Source organism: Helcococcus bovis, from assembly GCF_046035835.1.
Classification (GTDB): Bacteria; Bacillota; Clostridia; order Tissierellales; family Peptoniphilaceae; genus Helcococcus; species Helcococcus bovis.
On sequence record NZ_JBFNGB010000026.1, the window covers coordinates 1 to 21,862 of the forward strand.

18 protein-coding genes are annotated in these 21,862 nt (G+C 28.0%); 14 read left to right on the forward strand and 4 right to left on the reverse strand.

The genetic code is table 11. The annotated features are described in order from the left end of the window. Positions 1 to 256: 256 nt before the first annotated feature. Complete coding sequence (locus ABGF48_RS07585; RefSeq protein WP_408105733.1) at positions 257 to 568, reverse strand: Asp23/Gls24 family envelope stress response protein; 312 nt, start codon at positions 566 to 568, stop codon at positions 257 to 259. Between the two features lie 112 nt (positions 569 to 680). On the opposite strand from ABGF48_RS07585, the gene ABGF48_RS07590 reads away from it, so the two are divergent. From ABGF48_RS07590 to ABGF48_RS07625, 8 genes are all read left to right on the forward strand, one after another. Continuing rightward, positions 681 to 2,507, forward strand: a complete 1,827-nt coding sequence (locus tag ABGF48_RS07590) for an acyltransferase family protein (protein ID WP_408105734.1) — start codon at positions 681 to 683, stop codon at positions 2,505 to 2,507. 72 nt (positions 2,508 to 2,579) lie between these two features. After that, positions 2,580 to 3,308: a hypothetical protein gene (locus tag ABGF48_RS07595; RefSeq protein ID WP_408105735.1), complete on the forward strand. Its 729-nt coding sequence runs from the start codon at positions 2,580 to 2,582 to the stop codon at positions 3,306 to 3,308. Between the two features lie 63 nt (positions 3,309 to 3,371). Continuing rightward, on the forward strand, positions 3,372 to 4,115 hold the full coding sequence (gene sufC, locus ABGF48_RS07600; RefSeq protein ID WP_408105736.1) for a Fe-S cluster assembly ATPase SufC: 744 nt from the start codon (positions 3,372 to 3,374) through the stop codon (positions 4,113 to 4,115). Next, positions 4,108 to 5,511: a Fe-S cluster assembly protein SufB gene (sufB, locus tag ABGF48_RS07605; RefSeq protein WP_408105737.1), complete on the forward strand. Its 1,404-nt coding sequence runs from the start codon at positions 4,108 to 4,110 to the stop codon at positions 5,509 to 5,511. Before sufC ends, sufB begins: the two co-directional genes overlap by 8 nt. Before the next feature lie 9 nt (positions 5,512 to 5,520). Next, positions 5,521 to 6,558, forward strand: a complete 1,038-nt coding sequence (locus ABGF48_RS07610; RefSeq protein WP_408105738.1) for a SufD family Fe-S cluster assembly protein — start codon at positions 5,521 to 5,523, stop codon at positions 6,556 to 6,558. After that, positions 6,558 to 7,778, forward strand: a complete 1,221-nt coding sequence (locus ABGF48_RS07615) for a SufS family cysteine desulfurase (protein ID WP_408105739.1) — start codon at positions 6,558 to 6,560, stop codon at positions 7,776 to 7,778. Before ABGF48_RS07610 ends, ABGF48_RS07615 begins: the two co-directional genes overlap by 1 nt. Further along, positions 7,768 to 8,199 (forward strand): Fe-S cluster assembly sulfur transfer protein SufU, encoded by a 432-nt coding sequence (sufU, locus tag ABGF48_RS07620; RefSeq protein ID WP_408105740.1) that lies wholly within the window; start codon positions 7,768 to 7,770, stop codon positions 8,197 to 8,199. The genes ABGF48_RS07615 and sufU overlap by 11 nt, the downstream gene beginning before the upstream one ends. Before the next feature lie 310 nt (positions 8,200 to 8,509). Beyond that, positions 8,510 to 10,966: an EndoS/ChiA family endoglycosidase gene (locus ABGF48_RS07625; protein ID WP_408105741.1), complete on the forward strand. Its 2,457-nt coding sequence runs from the start codon at positions 8,510 to 8,512 to the stop codon at positions 10,964 to 10,966. A gap of 89 nt (positions 10,967 to 11,055) precedes the next feature. On the opposite strand, the gene ABGF48_RS07630 is transcribed toward ABGF48_RS07625, so the two are convergent. Together ABGF48_RS07630 and ABGF48_RS07635 are read right to left on the reverse strand one after the other, a co-directional pair. Next, positions 11,056 to 11,532, reverse strand: a complete 477-nt coding sequence (locus ABGF48_RS07630) for a hypothetical protein (protein ID WP_408105742.1) — start codon at positions 11,530 to 11,532, stop codon at positions 11,056 to 11,058. A gap of 3 nt (positions 11,533 to 11,535) precedes the next feature. Beyond that, complete coding sequence (locus ABGF48_RS07635) at positions 11,536 to 12,531, reverse strand: polysaccharide deacetylase family protein (protein ID WP_408105743.1); 996 nt, start codon at positions 12,529 to 12,531, stop codon at positions 11,536 to 11,538. Positions 12,532 to 12,662: 131 nt separating this feature from the next. On the opposite strand from ABGF48_RS07635, the gene ABGF48_RS07640 reads away from it, so the two are divergent. The 3 genes from ABGF48_RS07640 to ABGF48_RS07650 all read left to right on the forward strand — a co-directional run bounded on the left by ABGF48_RS07640 (position 12,663) and on the right by ABGF48_RS07650 (position 16,197). Continuing rightward, on the forward strand, positions 12,663 to 14,195 hold the full coding sequence (locus tag ABGF48_RS07640) for a helicase HerA-like domain-containing protein (protein ID WP_408105744.1): 1,533 nt from the start codon (positions 12,663 to 12,665) through the stop codon (positions 14,193 to 14,195). 7 nt (positions 14,196 to 14,202) lie between these two features. Continuing rightward, entirely contained in the window at positions 14,203 to 14,949 is a 747-nt protein-coding gene (locus ABGF48_RS07645; protein ID WP_408105745.1) for a DsbA family protein, read from the forward strand. A 453-nt stretch (positions 14,950 to 15,402) separates the two neighbouring features. Then, positions 15,403 to 16,197: a hypothetical protein gene (locus ABGF48_RS07650; RefSeq protein WP_408105746.1), complete on the forward strand. Its 795-nt coding sequence runs from the start codon at positions 15,403 to 15,405 to the stop codon at positions 16,195 to 16,197. A 36-nt stretch (positions 16,198 to 16,233) separates the two neighbouring features. On the opposite strand, the gene ABGF48_RS07655 is transcribed toward ABGF48_RS07650, so the two are convergent. Then, positions 16,234 to 16,653 carry a deoxycytidylate deaminase gene (locus ABGF48_RS07655; protein WP_408105747.1) on the reverse strand — a complete coding sequence of 140 codons (420 nt, stop codon included), beginning with the start codon at positions 16,651 to 16,653 and terminating at the stop codon, positions 16,234 to 16,236. 152 nt (positions 16,654 to 16,805) lie between these two features. Between ABGF48_RS07655 and ABGF48_RS07660 the strand changes: the two genes are divergently transcribed. The 3 genes from ABGF48_RS07660 (at position 16,806) to rho (ending at position 21,558) form a co-directional block, all read left to right on the forward strand. Continuing rightward, a complete protein-coding gene (locus ABGF48_RS07660; protein ID WP_408105748.1) occupies positions 16,806 to 19,187 on the forward strand; it encodes a glycogen/starch/alpha-glucan phosphorylase in 2,382 nt (793 codons plus the stop codon). Positions 19,188 to 19,258: 71 nt separating this feature from the next. Further along, positions 19,259 to 20,125 (forward strand): class II fructose-1,6-bisphosphate aldolase, encoded by an 867-nt coding sequence (fba, locus tag ABGF48_RS07665; protein ID WP_408105749.1) that lies wholly within the window; start codon positions 19,259 to 19,261, stop codon positions 20,123 to 20,125. Between the two features lie 68 nt (positions 20,126 to 20,193). Then, complete coding sequence (rho, locus tag ABGF48_RS07670; RefSeq protein ID WP_408105750.1) at positions 20,194 to 21,558, forward strand: transcription termination factor Rho; 1,365 nt, start codon at positions 20,194 to 20,196, stop codon at positions 21,556 to 21,558. Positions 21,559 to 21,862: the final 304 nt, after the last annotated feature.

Here is a 21,862-nt window from a genome sequence, read left to right on the forward strand (position 1 = left end):
CATTGAATTCTACCGTATTTTGTACGGCGAGAAATGGGGAATAAAATAGGAAAAATTAGAATTCTACCGTAAATATGAAAAATACGAATATGCAAGAAAAACTAAAAAAATATAAAATCATTTAACCATCAAGATATCCATAAAAAAATATGTCTCCAGATGAACACAAAAAAGTGATGAACACAAAAAAGTGCGGTATAAAAATTATCTTAAGCAATTTTTATACCACACTTCATTTTATATTTAATTGTAAAAATTATTTACAAATTACATTTACAGATTTTACATTTAGCCCAAGCATTGTATTGATTTGTTCCTTTAATGCTTTTTGAACGTTTTCCGCTGTTTCATATATGTTTTTATTTTCTTTTACATGAATAGTTAAGGCAATTTCTATATTGTTGTCATTAATTACTGCAACTATTCCATCTTTTTTATTTTTTTCTAACTTTTTGTTTTTGTAGCCAGTTACGTCTTCAACATTTTCTACTTGTAATGCTGTTTCTGCAATAAGTTGGTCGATAATGTCATTTGAAATTTTAACTGAACCATGTTTAAAATCGGTCATATTAGCCTCCGTTTCTGTATAGATATATTATAAATAATAAAAATGATTAATGCAAATATGTTTAATTGATTATTTTGTGATATAATTTTTTATTATAGGTAGGTGGGTAAAAATGAAAAGAAAATATATTTCAGGAATTGATTTATTAAAAGCTATAGCTATTATTTCAGTAGTTTTATATCATATAAATAGTAAGGTGTTTCCTGGGGGATTTATAGGAGTTGATTTATTTTTTGTTATATCAGGATACTTATTAGCGAATTCACTAGTGAAAAAAAATAAAGAAAAAAATGGGGTACCATTTTTCTCTACAATTATTTCAAGAATACGACAGTTATGGCCGGGACTATTTATTTTGGTATTTGTCGTAACAATATTTCTGACCTTATTTAATAAACCTGCATTAAATGTATCTCATTTTGACCCATTGGCCGGATTGAGCTTTACAAGCAACTGGTGGTTGATAACGAATAAAGTAGGATATTTTGATAATTTTGTTGCAAATCCATTTAAACATTTATGGTATATTGGGGTAATGTTTCAATCATTTATTCTAATTTTATTTTTATTTAAGGGATTTTACAATTTTAGAATAACTAAAGGATTAAATTTATTTATTATTTTAATATCTGTAATAGGAGTATTTAGCTACTTTTTACAAAATTATTTATATACATTTGATAATATGAGTAGAGTGTATTATGGAACAGACACTAGAATTTATGAAATAATAATAGGTGTTGTCGGGTATTTCTTTTATCCCTTGGAAAAATTGAATTCAAAAAAAGGATTAAATAGATTTGGAATATCAAATTTGATTGCAATTGCATCTACTGCTCTTTATGTATACTTAATATTTAATGTATCAGAAGTTTATCCATGGGTATATAGAGTAGGATTTTTGATTTTTGCAATTAATTCATTTATAATGATAGTTTCCTTTGGATCCATTACGAACATTATAAGTAAGCTGTTTTCATATATACCATTTGTAATGGGAGTGGGGAAAATGTCTTATGGTATATATTTATGGCATTTTCCAATTATCGTCTTATCGCAAATGCATAAAGAAGTAGGAAATCCTAATATTTGGTTTACTGTGTTTAGGATACTAGCTACACTAATAATATCATATTTAGTTTATATAAATATTGAAAAACCAATAGCTAGATATGGATTCGTAAATTCAGCTGAAAAAAAGGGATGGATTTTATTATCAAGAAGTGTAATTTTATATGTATTTTTAGGATTATTTATTATAGGGGTATCTGGAGTTTCTGTGCCTTATCTTTCTACAATGTTTATAGATGAAACTAAAAATGTTAAATTAGCCGAAGAGATAAATACAGAAAAAAATAAAAATATAAATGATAATAAAAAAATAAATGATAATAAAAAAATAAATGATAATAAAGAAAATAATACAAAAGAAACAAAAAATGAAAAAAATAGTGAAAATCTAAAAGATACTAAAATTAATTACAGAATTATTTTAGTTGGAGATTCTTTAGGTGTAAATGTTGGTTCAAGGATTAGTGATTTATATCCTGACTCTATAATCGATGCAAAAATAAGTAGACAATTATATCAATCATTACCAGTTTTTGAACAATACAAAAAATATGATTCAGAAAAAACAGCTCTTGTAGTGATGTTAGGAACAAATGGATTTTTCTCAGAAACAGATTTGGATAATATTGTTGCATTATATCCAAAGAGCAGAAAAGTATTTGTAAATGTTAAAATGCCAGATAGTTGGGAAAAACAAGTTAATGAAACATATGCAAATTATGTAAAAAAACATTCTGACATAAGATTAGTTGACTGGTATTCAGTTGCATCTAAGAATCCAGAATATTTAGCGTCAGATCAAACTCATCTTATGTATGATGGGGTAAGTAAAATGGTTGATTTGATAATTAGAGAATTACAAAATTAAAAAATTATCTACTATGTAGATTATTTTTTAATGGAGCTTAATATGTTATAATTACAAGTGAAAGAGGTTATAATGTCAAACAGACAATTATATATTGAAAAATATGCACAATATTTATTCTATAAATACATATATAAAGTGTTTTTAGAAAATAAATATATTGAATATTTTTCAGAATATGAAATAAAAAAAATGGAATTGATTCATGAATCCATGATAATAGACAAAGAGTTAGAAAATAAATTTATTTATGGCATTCATGAAGAATACAATCATTTTAAATTTATGAATTTTCTTGCCAAAAGAGAATATTCAAATTTACAAAACAAAATTTCACGATTAAAAAATAAGAGGGATAATTTTAATGCTTATTTGAAAGATATTAGACAACTTTTGAATAATGAGTTTTTAGATAAATTAAAAATTTTAATAGACAAGTATGATCCATTTATAAATAAAGGACAATATACAGAGACAGATTGGAATATGATTAAATATTCTATAGAAACTGGCCAATTTGAAATCATTTTTGATTCGTTTAGTAAACTAGGAGATTTAGAATTCTCTAAAAGTAGATTATCTGCAAAAGATTTATCAGAAAAAATTAAATATTTTGATACTCAAATGGATGATATGACCGAGTTGTTTCCATTTAATTTAGAAGATACAATATCTTCAAAAAAAGAAATTGATAAAAAAATTAAAGAAATAAAATCTGAAATAAAAAAATCAGATAAAGCATTAAAGCATATTACAAACATGTATTTATATGTTAATGAATATAACGGATTAGAAAACTAATCTGTTATATATTTTATCTTAAATTCATACTAAATTAGTAGACATTAATTGAAGGGAGAAAAAATGTTACAGATTAAAGATTTGCATGCAAAGGTAGAAGATAAAAAAATATTGAAAGGCATTGACTTAGAAATTAAAGATGGAGAAGTGCATGTAATAATGGGACCGAATGGATCAGGAAAATCAACTTTAACAAAAGTGATTATGGATCATCCCGATTATGAAATGACAAAAGGGGAAATTATATTTGATGGAGAAGACATTTCAGATCTTTCAACAGATAAAAGAGCTAAATTAGGAATTTTCTTGAGTTTTCAAAATCCTGAAGAAGTAGAAGGGATAAGTGTTGAAAATTTTATAAGAACTGCACAAATTAATTTTACAAGAGAAAAACCTAAACTTTTGATGTTTAGAAGAGAACTAAAGAAACAATTAGAAGAATTAGGATTTGATAAGGATTATGCTGAAAGATATTTAAATGTTGGATTTTCAGGTGGCGAAAAGAAGAAAAATGAAATTCTACAAATGAAAATGCTAAATCCTAAATTTATTATGCTTGATGAAACGGATTCAGGACTTGATGTTGATGCAACAAAAACAGTATCAAAAGAAGTTAATTTATTCTTAAATGAAGAAAAATCAGCACTTATAATCACGCATCACAGTTCAATTTTAGAAAGTATTAAACCTGATAAAGTACATGTAATGATTGAAGGGAAAATTGTTAAAACGGGAGATGCTTCACTAATCGAGGAAATTGAAACAAATGGATATCAACAATTCAGAGATGAGGTGAATAATGGTTAGAAAATCACAAATCGACGATATTGATAGAGGTAAATTTGATAAAAAAAATCAATTTGAATATTCTAAAATTTCAGATAAGGGACTGACGGAAGAAATTGTTAGATTAATTTCCTCTGAAAAAAATGAACCAGAATGGATGCTTGAAAAGAGACTTGAAGGAATGAGATTATTTTATGAACAAGAAAATCCAACATGGGGACCAGATTTATCAGAAGTTGATATTAATGAAATTACACTTTATGTAAAACCGAAATCAGGTGAAACAAATGCATGGGATAATTTACCAGATGATATTAAACAAACTTTTTACGACCTAGGCATACCTCAAGCTGAAATTAATGCGCTTGCAGGTGTAAGTGCTCAATATGACTCTGAAACTGTTTATCATAATGTTAAAAATTATTTAACTGATTTAGGAGTTATTTATGTAAATATGGAGGAAGCGGTTCAAAAACATGCACCACTTATTAGAAAATGGTTTGGTACAGCTGTGGAACCTGATTTACACAAATATGCAGCGCTTCATTATGCTGTGTGGTCAGGAGGATCATTTGTATATGTGCCGAAAGGTCAGTATGTAGATATTCCTATTCAATCATATTTTAGATTAAACGCACCGGGAGCGGGACAATTTGAGCATACATTCATCTATGTTGATGAAGGAGCGTATGTTCATTATATTGAAGGATGTTCGGCACCAAAATATAATGTAATAAATGTTCATGCTGGAGCGGTTGAGTTATTTGTTAGAGAGGGTGCTAAATTAAGATATTCTACTATAGAAAACTGGTCCAGAAATATGTATAACTTAAATACTAAAAGAGGAATAGTTTGGAAAAATGCACATTTAGAATGGGTATCAGGATCTTTTGGATCTAGAGTTTCAATGTTATATCCTGCCTCAATATTAATTGGAGAAAATGCAAAATCAGATTATACTGGTATTTCTTTTGCTAACTCAGGACAAATACTTGATACTGGTGCTAAAGCAGTTCATGCTGCACCAAACACATATTCAACTATAAACGCCAGATCTATTTCTAAAAGTGGTGGAGAAGCTATATATAGAGGACTTGTTCATTTTAAGGAAAATGCTAAGGGATCAAAATCCAATGTAAATTGTGAATCATTAATGTTGGATAGTGAATCAGTTTCAGATACAATTCCTGTTATGCTTATTGAAAATGATGACGTTGATTTAGGTCATGAAGCAAAAATTGGTAGAATAGACGACTCGAAGATATTTTATTTGATGAGTAGAGGATTGAGCGAAGAAGATGCAAAAGCGATGCTTGTAAGGGGGTTTGCAGAGCCTATAGCTAAAGAATTGCCAATGGAATATGCAGTAGAAATGAATAATTTAATTAATTTAGAATTAATTGGGTCAATAGGTTAGGAGGAATTAATGAGAACAGAAGTTAATATAATTCCAGAGATTACTTGGAGATTTACAGAAGCGAATAGTAGAGTTATTGAGTTGAATGGAATTGAGTACAAAGAATATTCAACTTCTATAAGTGAAAAAATTTCTGATGAATTCAATAAAATTTTTATAGATAAGAAATATGGAGTTTCAAGGGAAATTTTAGAATTGAATCAAAAATTGAAAAATCATGAAAAATTTTATGTATTAGATAAAGATAAATTTTTTGAAGAAAAATTTTATTTAGATGAAAATAATAAATTTTTATCTGATCAGCATGGGATTTTAGTTAAGGAAAATACAGATTCAACATTAATTTTCGACTATAAATCGGAAAAAGATTTAGAAGCATTTAAGAATTCCGTATTTAAAATTAAAGCTGAAAAAAATTCAAATTTGAAATTGGTTATTATTCAAAGATTATCAAAAATATCTAAAAGTTTTTTATCGATAGTTTCAGATATTGAAGAAAGTGCAAATGTGCATTTGATTCATATTGAATTGGGAGCAAAAGATTCCTATGCTAACTATAGAGCTATATTAGGAAGTGAAAAATCTCATGCTGATGTAAAGACTGCTTATTTTGTAGATGAAAATAGATATCTTGATTTAGGATATGAGATCACTCATTTAGGAAGAGAAACCACATCAGACATGGTTATAAATGGAGTGCTTAAAGATTTTGCTAAAAAGAGATTTGCAGGAACTTTAGACTTCAAAAAGGGATGTACTCTTTCTAAAGGAAATGAAGAGGAATTTGTTACACTTCTTGATCCTACGGTTAAAAACTGGGCAATTCCATTATTACTTGCGAGAGAAGATGATATTGTTGGTAATCATGCTGCTTCATCAGGGAGAATTGATAAAGATATGCTATTTTACATCACTTCAAGAGGTTTTGATGCATTAGCAGCCAAAAGAATGATTATCGAATCAAAATTAAAACCGATTTTTGATTTAATTGATGATGAAAAAATTTCAGAAGAATTATTAGAAGAACTGAGAGAAGGAATAAACTAATGAAAAATGCAGAAATTAGAAACTTATTTCCATTTTTTACAAGTGAAGAAAATAATGATGTAGCATTTCTGGATAGTGCTGCAACCACTCAAAAGCCTAAAATTGTAATAGATTCACTTGCTGAATACTATTCAAATTTTAATGCAAATGCAAATAGAGGAGCATACAAGTCTGCTGTTAGGTCTTCACAAATACTAGAAGATACTAGAAATAAAGTAAAGGAATATATTAACGCATTAAAGGCGGAAGAGATAATATTTATGAAAAGCGCAACAGAGGGGTTAAACTTAATTTCTAAATCTTATGGACTTGATAATTTAAATCCTGGAGACGAGATTTTAATTTCAATTGCTGAACATCATGCTAATTTAGTAACATGGCAGAATATAGCAAAAAAAACAGGTGCAAAATTAGTTTATTTTTATTTAACGGATAATTTTGAATTAGATATAAATAATTTTAAGGAAAAGATAAATCCTAATACTAAAATTGTTTCAGTTACTGCAGCATCAAATGTAATTCCTTTTGAAGTTCCTATCCAAGAAATTATCGATATCGCCCATGAAAATGGTGCTATTGCAATTGTTGATGCTGCTCAAATAGTTTCACATGCAAGAATTGATGCGCAAAAATTAAATTGTGATTTTCTTGTATTTTCAGGGCATAAGATGTACTCTGCTCAAGGAGTTGGTATTGTATATGGTAAATACGATTTGCTAAACACTATGAATCCATTCCTACTTGGTGGTGATATGATTGAATATGTTCATGAGCAAGATGTTTCCTATGCAGAGTTACCATCTAAGTTTGAGGCTGGTACACTTGATGTAGCTGCTATTTATTCATTAAGTAAAGCTATAGATTTTATTGATTCAGTAGGAATGGAAACGATAAACACATTAGAAAATGAAGTTTTTAATTATGCTCTTGAAGAATTGAAAAAACTAGATTTTATCGATCTGTATTTACCTGAAAATATAAAAAAAGGAAATTTAATCTCATTTAATGTTAAAAATGTGCATCCGCATGATGTTTCTCAAATACTTGATTTTTGCAATGTTGCGATAAGAGTTGGACATCATTGTGCTCAACCACTTCACAGATATTTGGGAATAAATTCTTCTTGTAGAGCTTCATTTGCGTGCTATAATAATTTTAAGGACATTGATAAATTAATAGAAGCATTATATAAAGTTAAGGAAATATTTTATGGAAATTAATCAAATTTATACAGAACTAATAAGAGAACATAGTGTTGAGAGTGATAATAAAAAAACTCTTGATGACAAGACGGATTCAAAACTTGGAGTTAATCCATCTTGTGGAGATGAAATTGTGCTAAATCTTAAAATAAATGATGGAATTATTGAAGATGGTGCATATGAAGGCGTAGGATGTGCTATTTCTCAAGCATCTACTTCAATGATGATAGATGCTGTGAAAGGCAAAACGATAGAAGAAGCAAGAGATATTACAAATACATTTTTAAATATGATTAAATCAACTGAAGAATTATCTGATTTGGATCTTGAAAAATTGGGAGATGCAGCAACTTTGCAAAACATAAATAAACTTCCAGCAAGGGTGAAATGTGCTGTTTTAGCATGGAGAACTTTAGAACAAATAATTGAAAATAAATAAAAATAAAAGTTTGCTAACGCCACTAGTCCTCGCTCCAAATGGAGCTGCGGAGGTGGCTACGCAAACTTTTATTTTTATTTATTGTTGAAAATCAAGCAATTATTAATTAATTTTAACAATTGCTTTTTTTGATGCCTATTTTTTAATAAATCAAACGGTTTCATATATAAATTTAATAAAAAATAATGTAGTGAAAAATGCACACTTTTTCATGAATGAAAGTTTAAATTTACAGCAAAAAGGACTTTTTTATTGAAATATATGGCGAAAAAAGTTATCCTAATAAAGAAATAATATATAGGAGGCTTATATGAAAAAGTTTACAAAAAGTGTAGTAAGTTTATCTTTAGCTGCAACATTAGCTCTAGGTGTTATGCCATTTCAAAATGTTGTTAGGGCTGAGGGAAGTTTAGTAAGTGATGTAACAAAATCTTCTGTTTTGTCAAAAGCTGATATGATTCCATTTGCTGGATGGACAAATGGTTCAGATTTTACTTCAAAATTTGTTGATGGTAAAAAAAATGATCAAAAATGGACAGATTGGAAGAGAACAGATAGATTAAAAGAAAATTATGTTGGTTTAGTATTTGGTTCACCAAGCGATGTTAGGGAAGTTAAGCTTGATGAGTTAGTGATTGATTTTTATCGGGACGGTGGAACTAATATGCCTGAAAGTTTTGAAGTTCAAGTTTATTTAGAAAATGAATTAAAAAACTTACCAGATAATTATGGATTTACACAGACAACAGTAGATGGTAAAGAAATAAAAAATGATTTGAATAACGATGAAAATTGGAATACTATCGAAACAGTGAAAGATGTAAAAAAACAATCAGTTATAAAATTTAATGGTCTTGTATCAAAGGCTATAAGAATTAAAATGAAAGCAAAGAATGGTATATCTTTAGCTGTTAGTGAAATGACAGTTAAAGGAACTCCGTTAAAATCTGAAAAAGTTTCTTATACACTTTCAAATGAAGATGTTAAATCAAAAATAGAAAACTTGGAATATCTAAAAAAATCAAATAGTACTCAAGATTTTATAAGAAAAATTGGTTCAAGAACAAATGAACAATTATTAAAAGAAGCTGAAAACGCAAATAATGTTTTGAAAAGATTAGAAACAGAAAAACTACCAGAAAAACCAAAAATGCCAGAATTAAAATCGCCTTTATACGGTGGTTGGTTTAGAACATGGCACGATCAAAATTCAGATCCTGATGAAAATAGACCTAACTACTTTGGAGATATGCCAAAAGAAGTAAATTTAGCATTTGTATTCCATGATTATACAAAACCTTATAGTGAATTTTGGAATAAATTAGCTTTTGAAGATATACCAAAAATGAACGCAAGAGGGCAAAGAGTATTAAGAACAATTTCAGTTAGAAATACTTTTTTGGATATATCCAGTTGGGCAGGACAAAAATTTGAAAATACTGAAGAGGGAAATAAAGCTAGAGCTGAATATTTAGTTAATGAAATTGTTGAAAAATATGGCCTAGATGGAATAGATATAGACATTGAATATCATGATACATATAGTAGTAATTATAATTTTACACATGAGAAAGAAAAGCAAGCTGTAGATGTTATGAATTATATGGCTGAAATATTACACTCAAAAGGTAAAATATTTATGATTGATACGAATATGAATGCTGATAGAGGAGTGTTAAAAGGAATTTATAAAAATGCAGACTATGTTATGTTGCAAGCATATGGAAGAGATAGAATGGATTCAGATTGGAATGATTTTAAGAAATACATTTCTCCAGAAAAATTTTTAATGGGATTTTCTTTTTATGAAGAAGGAGACCAAAATAAATGGGGTGATATTTCTAGTGTAGTTTCTGGATCTAGAGCTGAAAAATTTGCAAAATGGCAACCAGACAAAGGAGAAAATGGTAAAAAAGCGGGTATTGTTGGATATGCAATAGATAGAGACGGTATGGCTATGAATGATGACTCTATCAAACCAACAACATACGAATTATCAAAACAATTAAAAAGAATAATGGAATTTGAAGATGTTGAAGATGAAATAGCTGAAATAAATAAATTAACATTATTAACTTCTCAAGAAAAAGATATGTATCAAAGATGGTTAAAGGATGGATTAAATAGTCAAGAAGAATTATTACCATCTGATATTGTAAAATCAGCAAAAGAAGCACAATCTAAGAGAGAAGATGCTGTAAAACGTGATTTAATAGATGCTCAAGAAGCAGAAGATGAAGTAATAAAAGATAACGAGGAAAATGCTGAAAAGGCTTTGGAAGAAGCAGCAAAGAAAGCGGAAGCTGATGCAAAGATAACACCTAAATTTGAATTAGGACAAGATTCTGTATATCTAAAAAAATCAGGAAATACACTTGTATTTAAATCTGATGCTCCATTAAAACTTTTAGATAAAGTTTTGGTTGATGGTAAAGAATTAGAAAAAACAGATGCTAAAATAACAGAAGGAAGTACAATTGTTGAGTTATCAAATAAATATTTGGAAGCATTGAATTTAGGGACTCATAAATTTACATTAGTATTTAATGGCGATGATAAATATAATGCAGTAAAATTAGAAACTTCATTTACTGTAGCTGAATCAGGTGAACAAGAAGTAATTGATGCTCAAAGAATTGAAACTAAAAAAGAAGATAACAAAGATACAAAAAATCCTTATACTTCTGATGCTGGTATAATTTCATACGCAGTAGTAACAGTAATGTCATTAATTGGATTAGCTGTAGTTAGAAAAAAGAATGAATAGTTACTAATTTTACAATAAATTTTTATAAAAAATATAAGGGATAGAATTTTTTCTATCCCTTATGTATTTTTAAGTTATTTAAGATATTATTAGTGTTTGTGTTTTTCAAAATAATCTTGTAAATAAGTATGTGGATCTTTTATATAAATATAATCTCCTACTTTTTTATTTGGATCTACTTTAGTGTATACAAAATGAGTGTGATCATCATGTTCAATCAAATATCCATCCTTTTGTATTTCGATTATTTTTACATATATATCTGGCTTATTTGATTTGAAATGGTGAACTTTTGGTGGATATTGGGAAAAATCAGTAAGAATGTACTGATCCCCAACAACCATAATCATATAATTATCATTTTTTGTAAGGATTAAAGCTTGATTTTCAACTTTTTCAATATGATTGTCATTAAAAATTTGCATGATTTTATTTTTTGCTTCATCGTCAGAAATCTTTAATTTAGTTTTTTTATTCCTATCATTTATAAATAAAATAATTACAATAATTAGAAGAAAAACAAAAATTATTTTTAGTTTATTTTGTATATCTTTTTTGATTTTCATATTCTACTCCAAAATACCAAATTCATATCCTTGTTCTTTTAAGTGATCAATTAATGAAGGAAGTGCTTTTAAGGTTAAGTCTTTATCTGCGGCATCATGCATCAATATAACAGCTATATCGGAATTTGCAGTGAAATTTTTTGATTTATCAAAGTTTTTTATCACTTCATCAACGGTTGTAGGTCTAGCTAAATCAGGATCGTGAATTGGTTGAGCATCGCCGTTCATAGTATTCCAATCGATCCAATGAATATTTAATTTCTCCAATGCCTTATCTGATTTTTTTAATCCTTTTCTGTTCCAAGACATATGTCCACCTGGATATCTGAATACTCTTGATTCAAACTCATTTCCTAGATATTTTTTTAGTAATTTTATAGCTTGTTTTTCTTCGCTTACTACAACATCTGGATCGGGTACTCTACCTGGATAAAGTGTTTCATAATCATGAGTTAAAGAATGAGTTCCTATAGCATGACCTTCATTATATGCTCTTTTTAGTGTGTCTTGAGTTGTATCTCCAATGGCATGTCCAACCATAAAGAATGTCGCAGGAACATTTTTTTCTTTTAATACATCTAAAACGTGAGGAGTAATCACGTTATTGGGACCATCATCAAATGTTAAAAATGCTATTTTTTTCCCTTTATAATCTCCATCGTAAGACAATTCTCTTATTTCTTCTACATCATAAGCCATATCCTTAAATTTTTGATTATGATTTTTACCTTTAATCTTATTTGGTTTTGGAGAAGAATTGTCTGATTCTTCAGGCTTTGTTTCCTTATCAGTTTCTTTGATGTTTTCTTTTATTGTATCTTTTATTGTTTCTTTTTTAGTTTCCTTAATTTTTTCTTTTTTAGTTTCTTTATTTGTAATAATATTTTTAATATCTTTACTTTCATCTGAAGAATTTGCTTTATGTGAACAAGCTGTAAAACCTGTTAGTACAACTATTGATGCAAGTAAAGAAAATATAATTTTTTTTATTTTTTTCATACCTCACCTAATTTCTTTTTTTTATCGACTAAAAAGATTATAGCACAAATCTTGTGGGTATAAAATAACAAATATGTAAATATTAAATTTTATGTTAAAATAATATTAAATAAAAATAATGGGAGAAAAATATGACAAATTCTGTAATTTTAGGGAAAGATTTATCTATAAACCTATCTAAATTAAATAGACATGGATTTATCACTGGAGCAACCGGTTCTGGAAAAACTGTTACATTAAAAGTTTTAGCTGAACAGTTTGCACAACAGGGAATCCCTGTATTTGTATCAGATATAAAAGGCGATATATCAAGTTTCATCCAATCTGGAGAAATTAATGATAAAGTTAAAGAAAGAATTGATGAAATAGGATTATCTGAATATCAAAATAGAAAATATGATGTTGAATTTTTTGATGTATTTCAAAAAGAAGGAACCCCACTTAGAACTACTATTTCTGAAATGGGACCAATTTTATTATCTAAGTTAATGGGGTTAAATGATATTCAAGAAGGTGTGTTAAATATTGCTTTTAAATTAGCTGATGAAAGAAAATTATTGTTAGTAGATACAAAAGATTTGCGAGTAATTTTAAATTTCGTAAATGATAATAAAACTGAACTTTCTACAATTTATGGAAATATTTCATCTGCATCTATTGGTGCGATTTTAAGATCATTACTTGTTATAGAAGAACAGGGAGGTAATCTATTTTTCGGTGAACCTGCATTTGAAATAACAGATTTCTTAAAACAAAATGCATCAGGGGAAGGCATTATAAATGTACTTTCAAGTAAACAATTATATGAATCACCAGCGCTATATTCAACATTCTTACTATGGTTGTTATCTGAGTTATATGAAAATATGCCAGAAGTAGGAGACTTGGATAAACCAAAGATTGTATTTTTCTTTGATGAAGCACACTTGTTATTTGACAGTGGAAATAAAATATTAATTGATAAAATAGAAAAAATTGTAAGATTGATAAGATCTAAAGGTGTGAGTGTATTTTTTGTAACTCAAAAAGCAACAGACATTCCAGAAGATATTTTGGCGCAATTAGGAAATAGAATTCAACATTCACTAAGAGCATATACTCCTAATGAACAAAAGGAAGTAAGAGCAATAGCTGATTCATTTAGACAAGATGGTTCAATGGATATTGTTGAAGAAATCCTAAATTTAAAAACTGGTGAAGCGATTGTTTCTATATTGGATGATGATTCAAAACCAACATTGGCTAAAAAGGTTTTAATAGCACCACCTCAATCAAAAATGGGAGATGCGGATAAAAATGAGCTAATTAGAGTTATAAACAATTCATCGCTATATGAAAAATATGGGGAGTCAGTGGATAATGAATCTGCATTTGAAATTTTAACTGCTGAAAAAGAAAAAAAAGCTTTAGAGATTGAGCAGGCTAAATTAGAAGAGGAAAATAGAAAAGAACAAGAAAGACTTCAAAAAGATCAAGAAAAACTTCTAAAAGAACAGGAAAAAGAAAATCAAAGAATTATTAAAGAACAACAAAGAGAAGAAACTAGAAAAAGTAATAAAACTACAATGTTTGAAAGATTTACTAATAATCTGATTGGATCTGTAGGTAGATCAGTAGGTCGAGAAATTATTAGAGGAATTTTTGGAAGCATTAGAAAAAAATAGAGGTAAAATGAAAAATATAAAAATTTTAATTGTTGTACTAGCATTAAGTTTATCATTAGGAGCATGTTCAACTCAAAAAAGTAATACAAAAGTTGTAGAAAATGTAAATGCTAAAGAATATAAAAATATTGATAATGGAGCATTTTACGTAAATAACAAAGGAATTGTTATTTCTAAAGAAGATTCAAAAAAATATTCAAAAATTGTAGAGTGGTATTTTGATCCACTTTGTTCTCACTGTGTTTTACTTGAAACAGAGGTTAGTCCATACATCACAGAAATAATGGGTGAAAATACATTGATAAAATATGTTCCGATGTCATTTTTAGGACGTCCAAAAGGAACGGATGAAACATTTATTTCATATTCTGATACAATATCATCAAATATTTTATCAATAGCAGAAAATGATCCTGAAAATGGATTTAAGTATATAAAAGAGGTTGTAAATCAAGCATTCATTGATAAAATCTCTAAAATAGAAAGCAAAGAAGAGCAAGACAAAATAATAGAAGAAATTTATACAAAAACTTTATCAGGAAAAAAATTAGATTCACTTAAAAACTCATTTAATGATTCATTAAAGACAGTAAGAAATAGCACAAAGTCAATTTCTAAAAATGAAGAGCTAAAATCTAAAACCGCATCAGGAAAAATTTCAGTTCCACTTGTATATGTAGTTGGTGAAGATAAAGCATTAGTATTTGAAGAAGGACAAAATCTAAGAAAATTATTAGAAGAAAAATTAAAATAGTAGTATAGACCATCTCAGGATGGTCTATTTTTATGTTTTCATTTTAAGGATATTTGCTATTTTATTTATGAAGTTATCGAAAATACGGTAGAAAATGAGAAAAAAGAATATTCTACCGTATCAAAATCTGAGGGGAATGGGGAAGAAAATGGAGAAAAAGAATATTCTACCGTATCAAAATCTGAGGGGAATGGGGAAGAAAATGGAGAAATAGAATATTCTACCGTATCAAAATCCAAGGGGAATGGGGAAGAAAAAGAGAAAACAGCATATTCTACCATATCTACTTCTTTGAAAAATATGGAAGAAAATGAGAAAATTAAAAATTCTACCGTATTTAACTTTCTTGAAACATAAAATTTATGTCAGTATATAAATGTTAAAAAAATGTAACAATAATGACAGTTATAAATTTTTAAAATGTGAGATAATAATCATATATAAGGAGGCGATATGAAAAAATTAAAATATTTTTTAGAAAAGGAGTTATACAAATTTAATTGGATCAAAAATAAACTTAAGGATGAAGAGGATTTTGATAAATATGTATATCTGCAGATTGAAAATAAAAAAGAAAATACAAATTATTATTTAAGAACTAAAAACATTGACACAGGCAAATATGATAAAAAATATATAAAAAAAGAAGAAATAAATACAGCTAAAAATATTGCTCAAAAATCATATAATAAAAAAGTTTTGAAATTGGTAAATAAGATTATTCCAATTTTAACGAAATTAAATAAAATTTTTAAAGATGACATAATAGATGAAGTATTTGATAGTTTATCTAAAGGAAGAAAAGACTTAGTTAATCCAGTAATTCCAACTAAGAAACAATTACTTGAAAATTGGAAAAATGAAAAATATAAAGGTAAACCATTTTCACCTGATTCGATAGAAATATATACAAATAGAGGTGAACGTGTTAGATCTAAATCAGAAAAAATAATTGCTGACAGATTTGATTATTATAATTTAGATTATAAGTATGAGTATCCACTAATCATTGGAAAAGGCACATACTATCCAGATTTCGTATTTTTAGATTTAAATACAAATCAAAAAATTTATTGGGAACATTTTGGAATGATGGACAATATAAAATATTGTGAAAATGCATTAAGAAAAATTGAGATGTATGAATTAAATAATATAAATTTAATTTGTACATTTGAAACTTCAAATAAAATCCCCGAAACTAAGTTGATTGATACTTTAATAAAAAAACATTTATTAGACAATTAAAAATCACAAAATATTACATTCTGTGATTTTTAAAATTTAAATTTGAATATATTCTATATTATTTTTATCTAAAAGTTCTTTAGCATATTCGTCCATTCGGTACCCATGTCTATAATATATTTTAATTATTCCAGATTGAATTAGTGATTTTGTGCAATTTAGGCATGGAAAATGAGTCACATAGCAAGTTGTGTTTTTTACTGAAATCCCTTCTTTTGCACAATATAATAATGCATTCATTTCAGCATGAATAGTTGCGATACAATGGTCATCTCTCATTACATGTCCCACTTCATCACATTGAGGATTGCCAGAAATTGATCCGTTATATCCTGTTGAAACAATTCTATTATCTTTATTTACTAAAACACAGCCAACATATGCTCTATCACATGTTCCTCTTTCAGAGATGCTATCTGCAATGTGCATAAAATATTCTTCCCAAGATGTTCTCATTTTTACCTCCGATAATATGAAAAATTTTCAAATATTAACTATTTCTTATATATTAACATATTTTTTGTATAATAATAGCACTATGTTACATTTTTTACTATATTGTGTTATAATGTACCTGTAAAATATTATAAAAAATATTTGGAGGTAAAATGAAGAAACTGAATAGAGAACAATTTATTGAAAAATTTAAATCAAATTTAGAACAAAAATATGTAAAGAGTTTTGAAGATTCAACTAAATTTGAAAAATATCATGCTTTATCCGATACAATTATGGACATGATAAGCAAGGATTGGATAGAAACAAATAAGAAAAATAAAACTGAAAGAAATGCATTTTATTTTTCAGCAGAATTCTTAATTGGACGTTCATTAGGAAATAATTTATTAAACTTAGGTATTATTGATGAAGTTAAAGATATACTTAAAGAATTAGATATTGACTTTGATGAAATTGAAGATGAAGAAGATGATGCAGCTTTAGGTAATGGTGGTTTAGGAAGATTAGCAGCTTGTTTCATGGAATCAGGAGCAACAGAAGGACTAAACTTACATGGATACGGAGTAAGATACTCACAAGGTATTTTCAAACAAAGATTTGAAAATGGATTCCAATTAGAAGAAGGAGATTCTTGGGTAGCAAGAGGAGATTTTTGGTCACTAAGAAAAGAAAGTGAATCACAAATTGTAAGTTTTAGAAATTTTAAAGTGAAAGCGGTTCCATACGATGTTCCTGTAGTTGGATACGAAAATGGAGTAGTAAATACATTAAGATTATGGCAATCAGAAGCTATCAAAAATGATGGATTTGATTTCCAAGATTTCAATGATTTTAGATATGACGAATCAGTAAGTGAAAAAAATAGAGCAGAAGATATAACAAGAGTATTGTATCCAAATGATAATATTAGACAAGGTAAATTATTAAGATTATTACAACAATATTTCTTTGTATCAGCATCATTACAAGAAATTGTACAAAAATATAAGAGATTACATCCAGAAGATAAAAACTTCAGTCAATTCCATAAATATCATGTATTCCAATTAAATGATACACATCCAGTTATTGCGATACCTGAATTAATTAGAATTTTATTAGATGAAGAAAACTTATCATGGGAAGATGCGTTTGGATTAGCAACAAAAGTGTTTGCATTTACAAATCATACAGTTTTACAAGAAGCTTTAGAAAAATGGAATTTAGACTTAATTCACGAAGTTTCACCAAGAGCTGTTGATATTATTAAAGAAATTGATAAGAGATTATTACAAAGTTTACAAGAAAAAGGTTACAGCTTAGAAGAAATGGAACCATACAGAATTGTAAAAAATGAAATGGTAGAAATGGCATTCTTAGCAACATATGTTTCAACGAGCATTAATGGTGTAGCAGAATTACATACAATCATTTTGAAGAAAGAAACATTGAATCAATGGTTTAAATTATATCCTGAAAAATTCAACAATAAGACAAATGGTGTTACACCAAGAAGATGGTTACAATATGCAAACCCACAATTAACATCATATATTGATGAGTTATTGAAATCTGAAGACTGGAAGCAAGATATGACTAAACTAAAAGGGTTAGAAAAATTTGCCGATGATGTTAAGGTTTTAGATAAATTAAATGAAATTAAATTTGAAAAGAAAGTTCAATTAGCAAAATATATTAAAAAATATGAAGGCGTTGAAATTGATCCAAATTCAATCTTCGATATTCAAATTAAGAGATTACACGAATATAAGAGACAATTATTAAATGCTTTACACATTTTACATTTATACTATGAATTGAAAGCAAATCCTACATTAGACATGCACCCAGTTACATTTATATTTGGTGCAAAAGCTGCTCCAGGATATTTTAGAGCTAAAGGTATTATCAAGTTTATAAACGAAATTAGTAAATTAATAAACAATGATCCAGAAATCAACGGAAAGATTAAAGTTGTATTTATTCAAAATTATAGAGTATCTTACGCAGAAAAATTATTCCCAGCAGCAGACGTTTCAGAACAAATATCAACAGCTGGTAAAGAAGCAAGTGGTACAGGTAACATGAAATTTATGATGAATGGTACACCTACATTAGGTACAATGGATGGGGCTAATGTTGAAATCTTTAGAGAAGCAGGATTAGAAAATAACTTCCTATTTGGTAGAACAGAAGAAGAAATTAATGAATTAGCAAATAACTATAATCCAGTTAATATTTATAATTCAGATGAAAGAATTAAGAGAGTTGTTGATGCATTATTGAAAGAAGAAGGAATTTTTGATGACGGTACAAATCACTTCTTAGATATTTATAACAGTTTAGTAGATCCTAAAGATGGAAATAGAGCTGATGTTTACTACTTATTAGAAGATTTTGCATCATATGTTGAAGCTCATAAGAGAGTTGATGAAGCATATAGAGATAGAAGAGGATATGCAAGAAAAGGATTAATCAACATTGCAAACAGTGGATTATTCTCATCTGACAGAACAATTAGACAATACGGAGAAGAAATCTGGAAATTATAATTGTTAAAAATTATTTTTAGTTGTATAATTAGTAAGTAAGGTTATATTAAATAAATATTTAGGAGGAAATTATGCCTTTAGTAGAAGCAAGTGGTATGCTTAAAAAAGCTTTAGAAGGAAAATATGCAGTAGGACAATTTAACATTAATAACTTAGAATGGACAAAATCAATCTTATTAGCATGTGAAGAAGTACAATCACCGGTTATTTTAGGTGTTTCAGAAGGTGCTGGAAAATATATGGGTGGATATAATACAGTAGTAGGAATGGTAAAAGGTTTAATGGAAGATTTAAACATTACAGTTCCTGTAGCAATTCACTTAGATCATGGTTCATTTGAAGGTGCAAAAAAAGCTATTGCAGCTGGATTTACTTCAGTAATGTTTGATGGTTCACACTATGAATTAGAAGAAAACTTAGAAAAAACAAGAGAAGTTGTAAAAATGGCTCATGAAAAAGGAATCTCAGTTGAAGCTGAAGTAGGTTCAATTGGCGGTGAAGAAGATGGAGTTATTGGTAAAGGTGAAGTAGCTGATCCTCAAGAATGTTTAAAATTAGTAGAATGTGGAATTGACTTCTTAGCAGCAGGTATCGGTAATATTCACGGTGCTTACCCAGAAAATTGGGAAGGATTAGACTTAGAAGTTTTAGCAGAAATCCAAAAAACAGTTGGTGAAGTTCCAATGGTATTACACGGTGGTACAGGAATTCCAGCAGAAATGGTACAAGATGCTATTAAATTAGGTATTTCAAAAGTTAACGTAAATACAGAATTACAATGGGCTTTTGCTGCAGAAGTAAGAAATTACATTGAATCAGGAAAAGATAAAGAAGGAAAAGGATTTGACCCAAGAAAAATTTTAGCTAGACCAGCTCAAGCAATAATTGACGGCGTTAAAGAAAAAATTGAAATTTTTGGATCGGCTCACAAAGCTTAATAATTAATTTTTTGCAGCTATGTCCCAGTGGGACATGGCTGTAATTAATATAAACATATAGAGGTAATATGGAAGAAAATTTAAGAGATATGAAACTTAATGAAATTCGAGAGGTAGCGAAGTCATTAAATATAAAATCTATAACAAAATATAGTAAAGAAGAATTAATAAGTTTAATAGAAACTGTAAAAAAAGATTCAAATCAAGAAAGTCAAAGTAATTTAGGTCAAGAAATTCAAAATCAAAAAAATAATTCTCAACAAACAAATAATCAAGAAAACACCAATAAAGATACGATTGAAATAGAAGGATTACTAGAAGTATTGCCTGATGGATATGGATTTATTAGAACTAATGAATTTAATTCTGGTGAAAATGATGTATTTGTATCACCGACACAAATAAGAAGATTTAAATTAAAGACTGGTGATTACATAAAAGGATTAATTCGTCCTAGTGTAGATGAAAAAGAAAAGTTTCCACCTCTGATTTATGTTCTTGGATTAAATGGTCATAGCCCGGAAAATGCATATAAAAGAAATGATTTTGAGACATTGAAACCTATTTATCCAACACATTTGATTGATTTAGAAGATGAACAATCCCATATTTCTAATAGAATGATAAATATGATTGCACCAATTGGAAAAGGGCAAAGAGGATTGATCGTTTCTCCACCTAAAACAGGGAAAACAACTATTATAAAAAATATAGCAAATGCAATTGAAAAAAATCATCCTGAAATTAAAATATTTATTTTATTAATCGATGAAAGACCTGAAGAGGTAACAGATATAGAGAGATCTGTAAATAAGTTCACAAATGATAGGGATAAGCTATTCAAAACAGAAATTATTGCATCAACATTTGACGAACAGTTGGAGAATCATGCTAGACTTTCTGAAATGACACTAGAAAGAGCTAAAAGACTTGTTGAAGAGGGAAAAGATGTTGTAATTTTACTTGATTCAATTACGAGGATGGCTAGAGCATACAATATTCTTACTCCATCATCAGGAAAAACACTTTCTGGTGGTTTGGATCCTATTGCACTTCATAAACCAAAAAGATTTTTTGGCGCTGCAAGAAATATCGAAGAAGGAGGTTCATTGACAATTCTTGCTACATGTCTTGTGGATACTGGATCGAGGATGGATGATATGATTTATGAAGAGTTTAAGGGAACTGGAAATATGGAATTACATCTTGATAGATCTCTTTCTGAGATGAGAATTTTTCCTGCTATTAATATTCTAAAAAGTGGAACGAGAAGAGATGACCTGCTTTTAGATGAAGAAACACGAGAAGCTTTTGTTAAAGTAAGACGTATGAATAAAGATACTAAAGAGGAAGATTCTTTACCTCAACTAATTAAATTATTTGAAAATAGTAAAAATAATGAAGAACTCTTAAAAATTATTAAAAAAATTTAACATCTTTTTATGAAAATATTTTCCTAAGAAGTCATTGATGTTTGGCGATTTGTCAATATTGATGTTGTTTCTTATGAAAACGATGAATATTTTTATTATATAATAAGTTTAAAAAGTTTGACAATGTTTTCAAAAATTGTTAACATATAATTGTAAAAGATAGATAAATGATGACTGGCACAAATTGTTTATTCTTTTTCATCATAATTAACTCCAAAAAAGCAGAGAAATCTGCTTTTTTATTTTAAATAAAAATAAATCAATGATAGTTTTTATTATATCATAACTATCATTGATTTTTTAA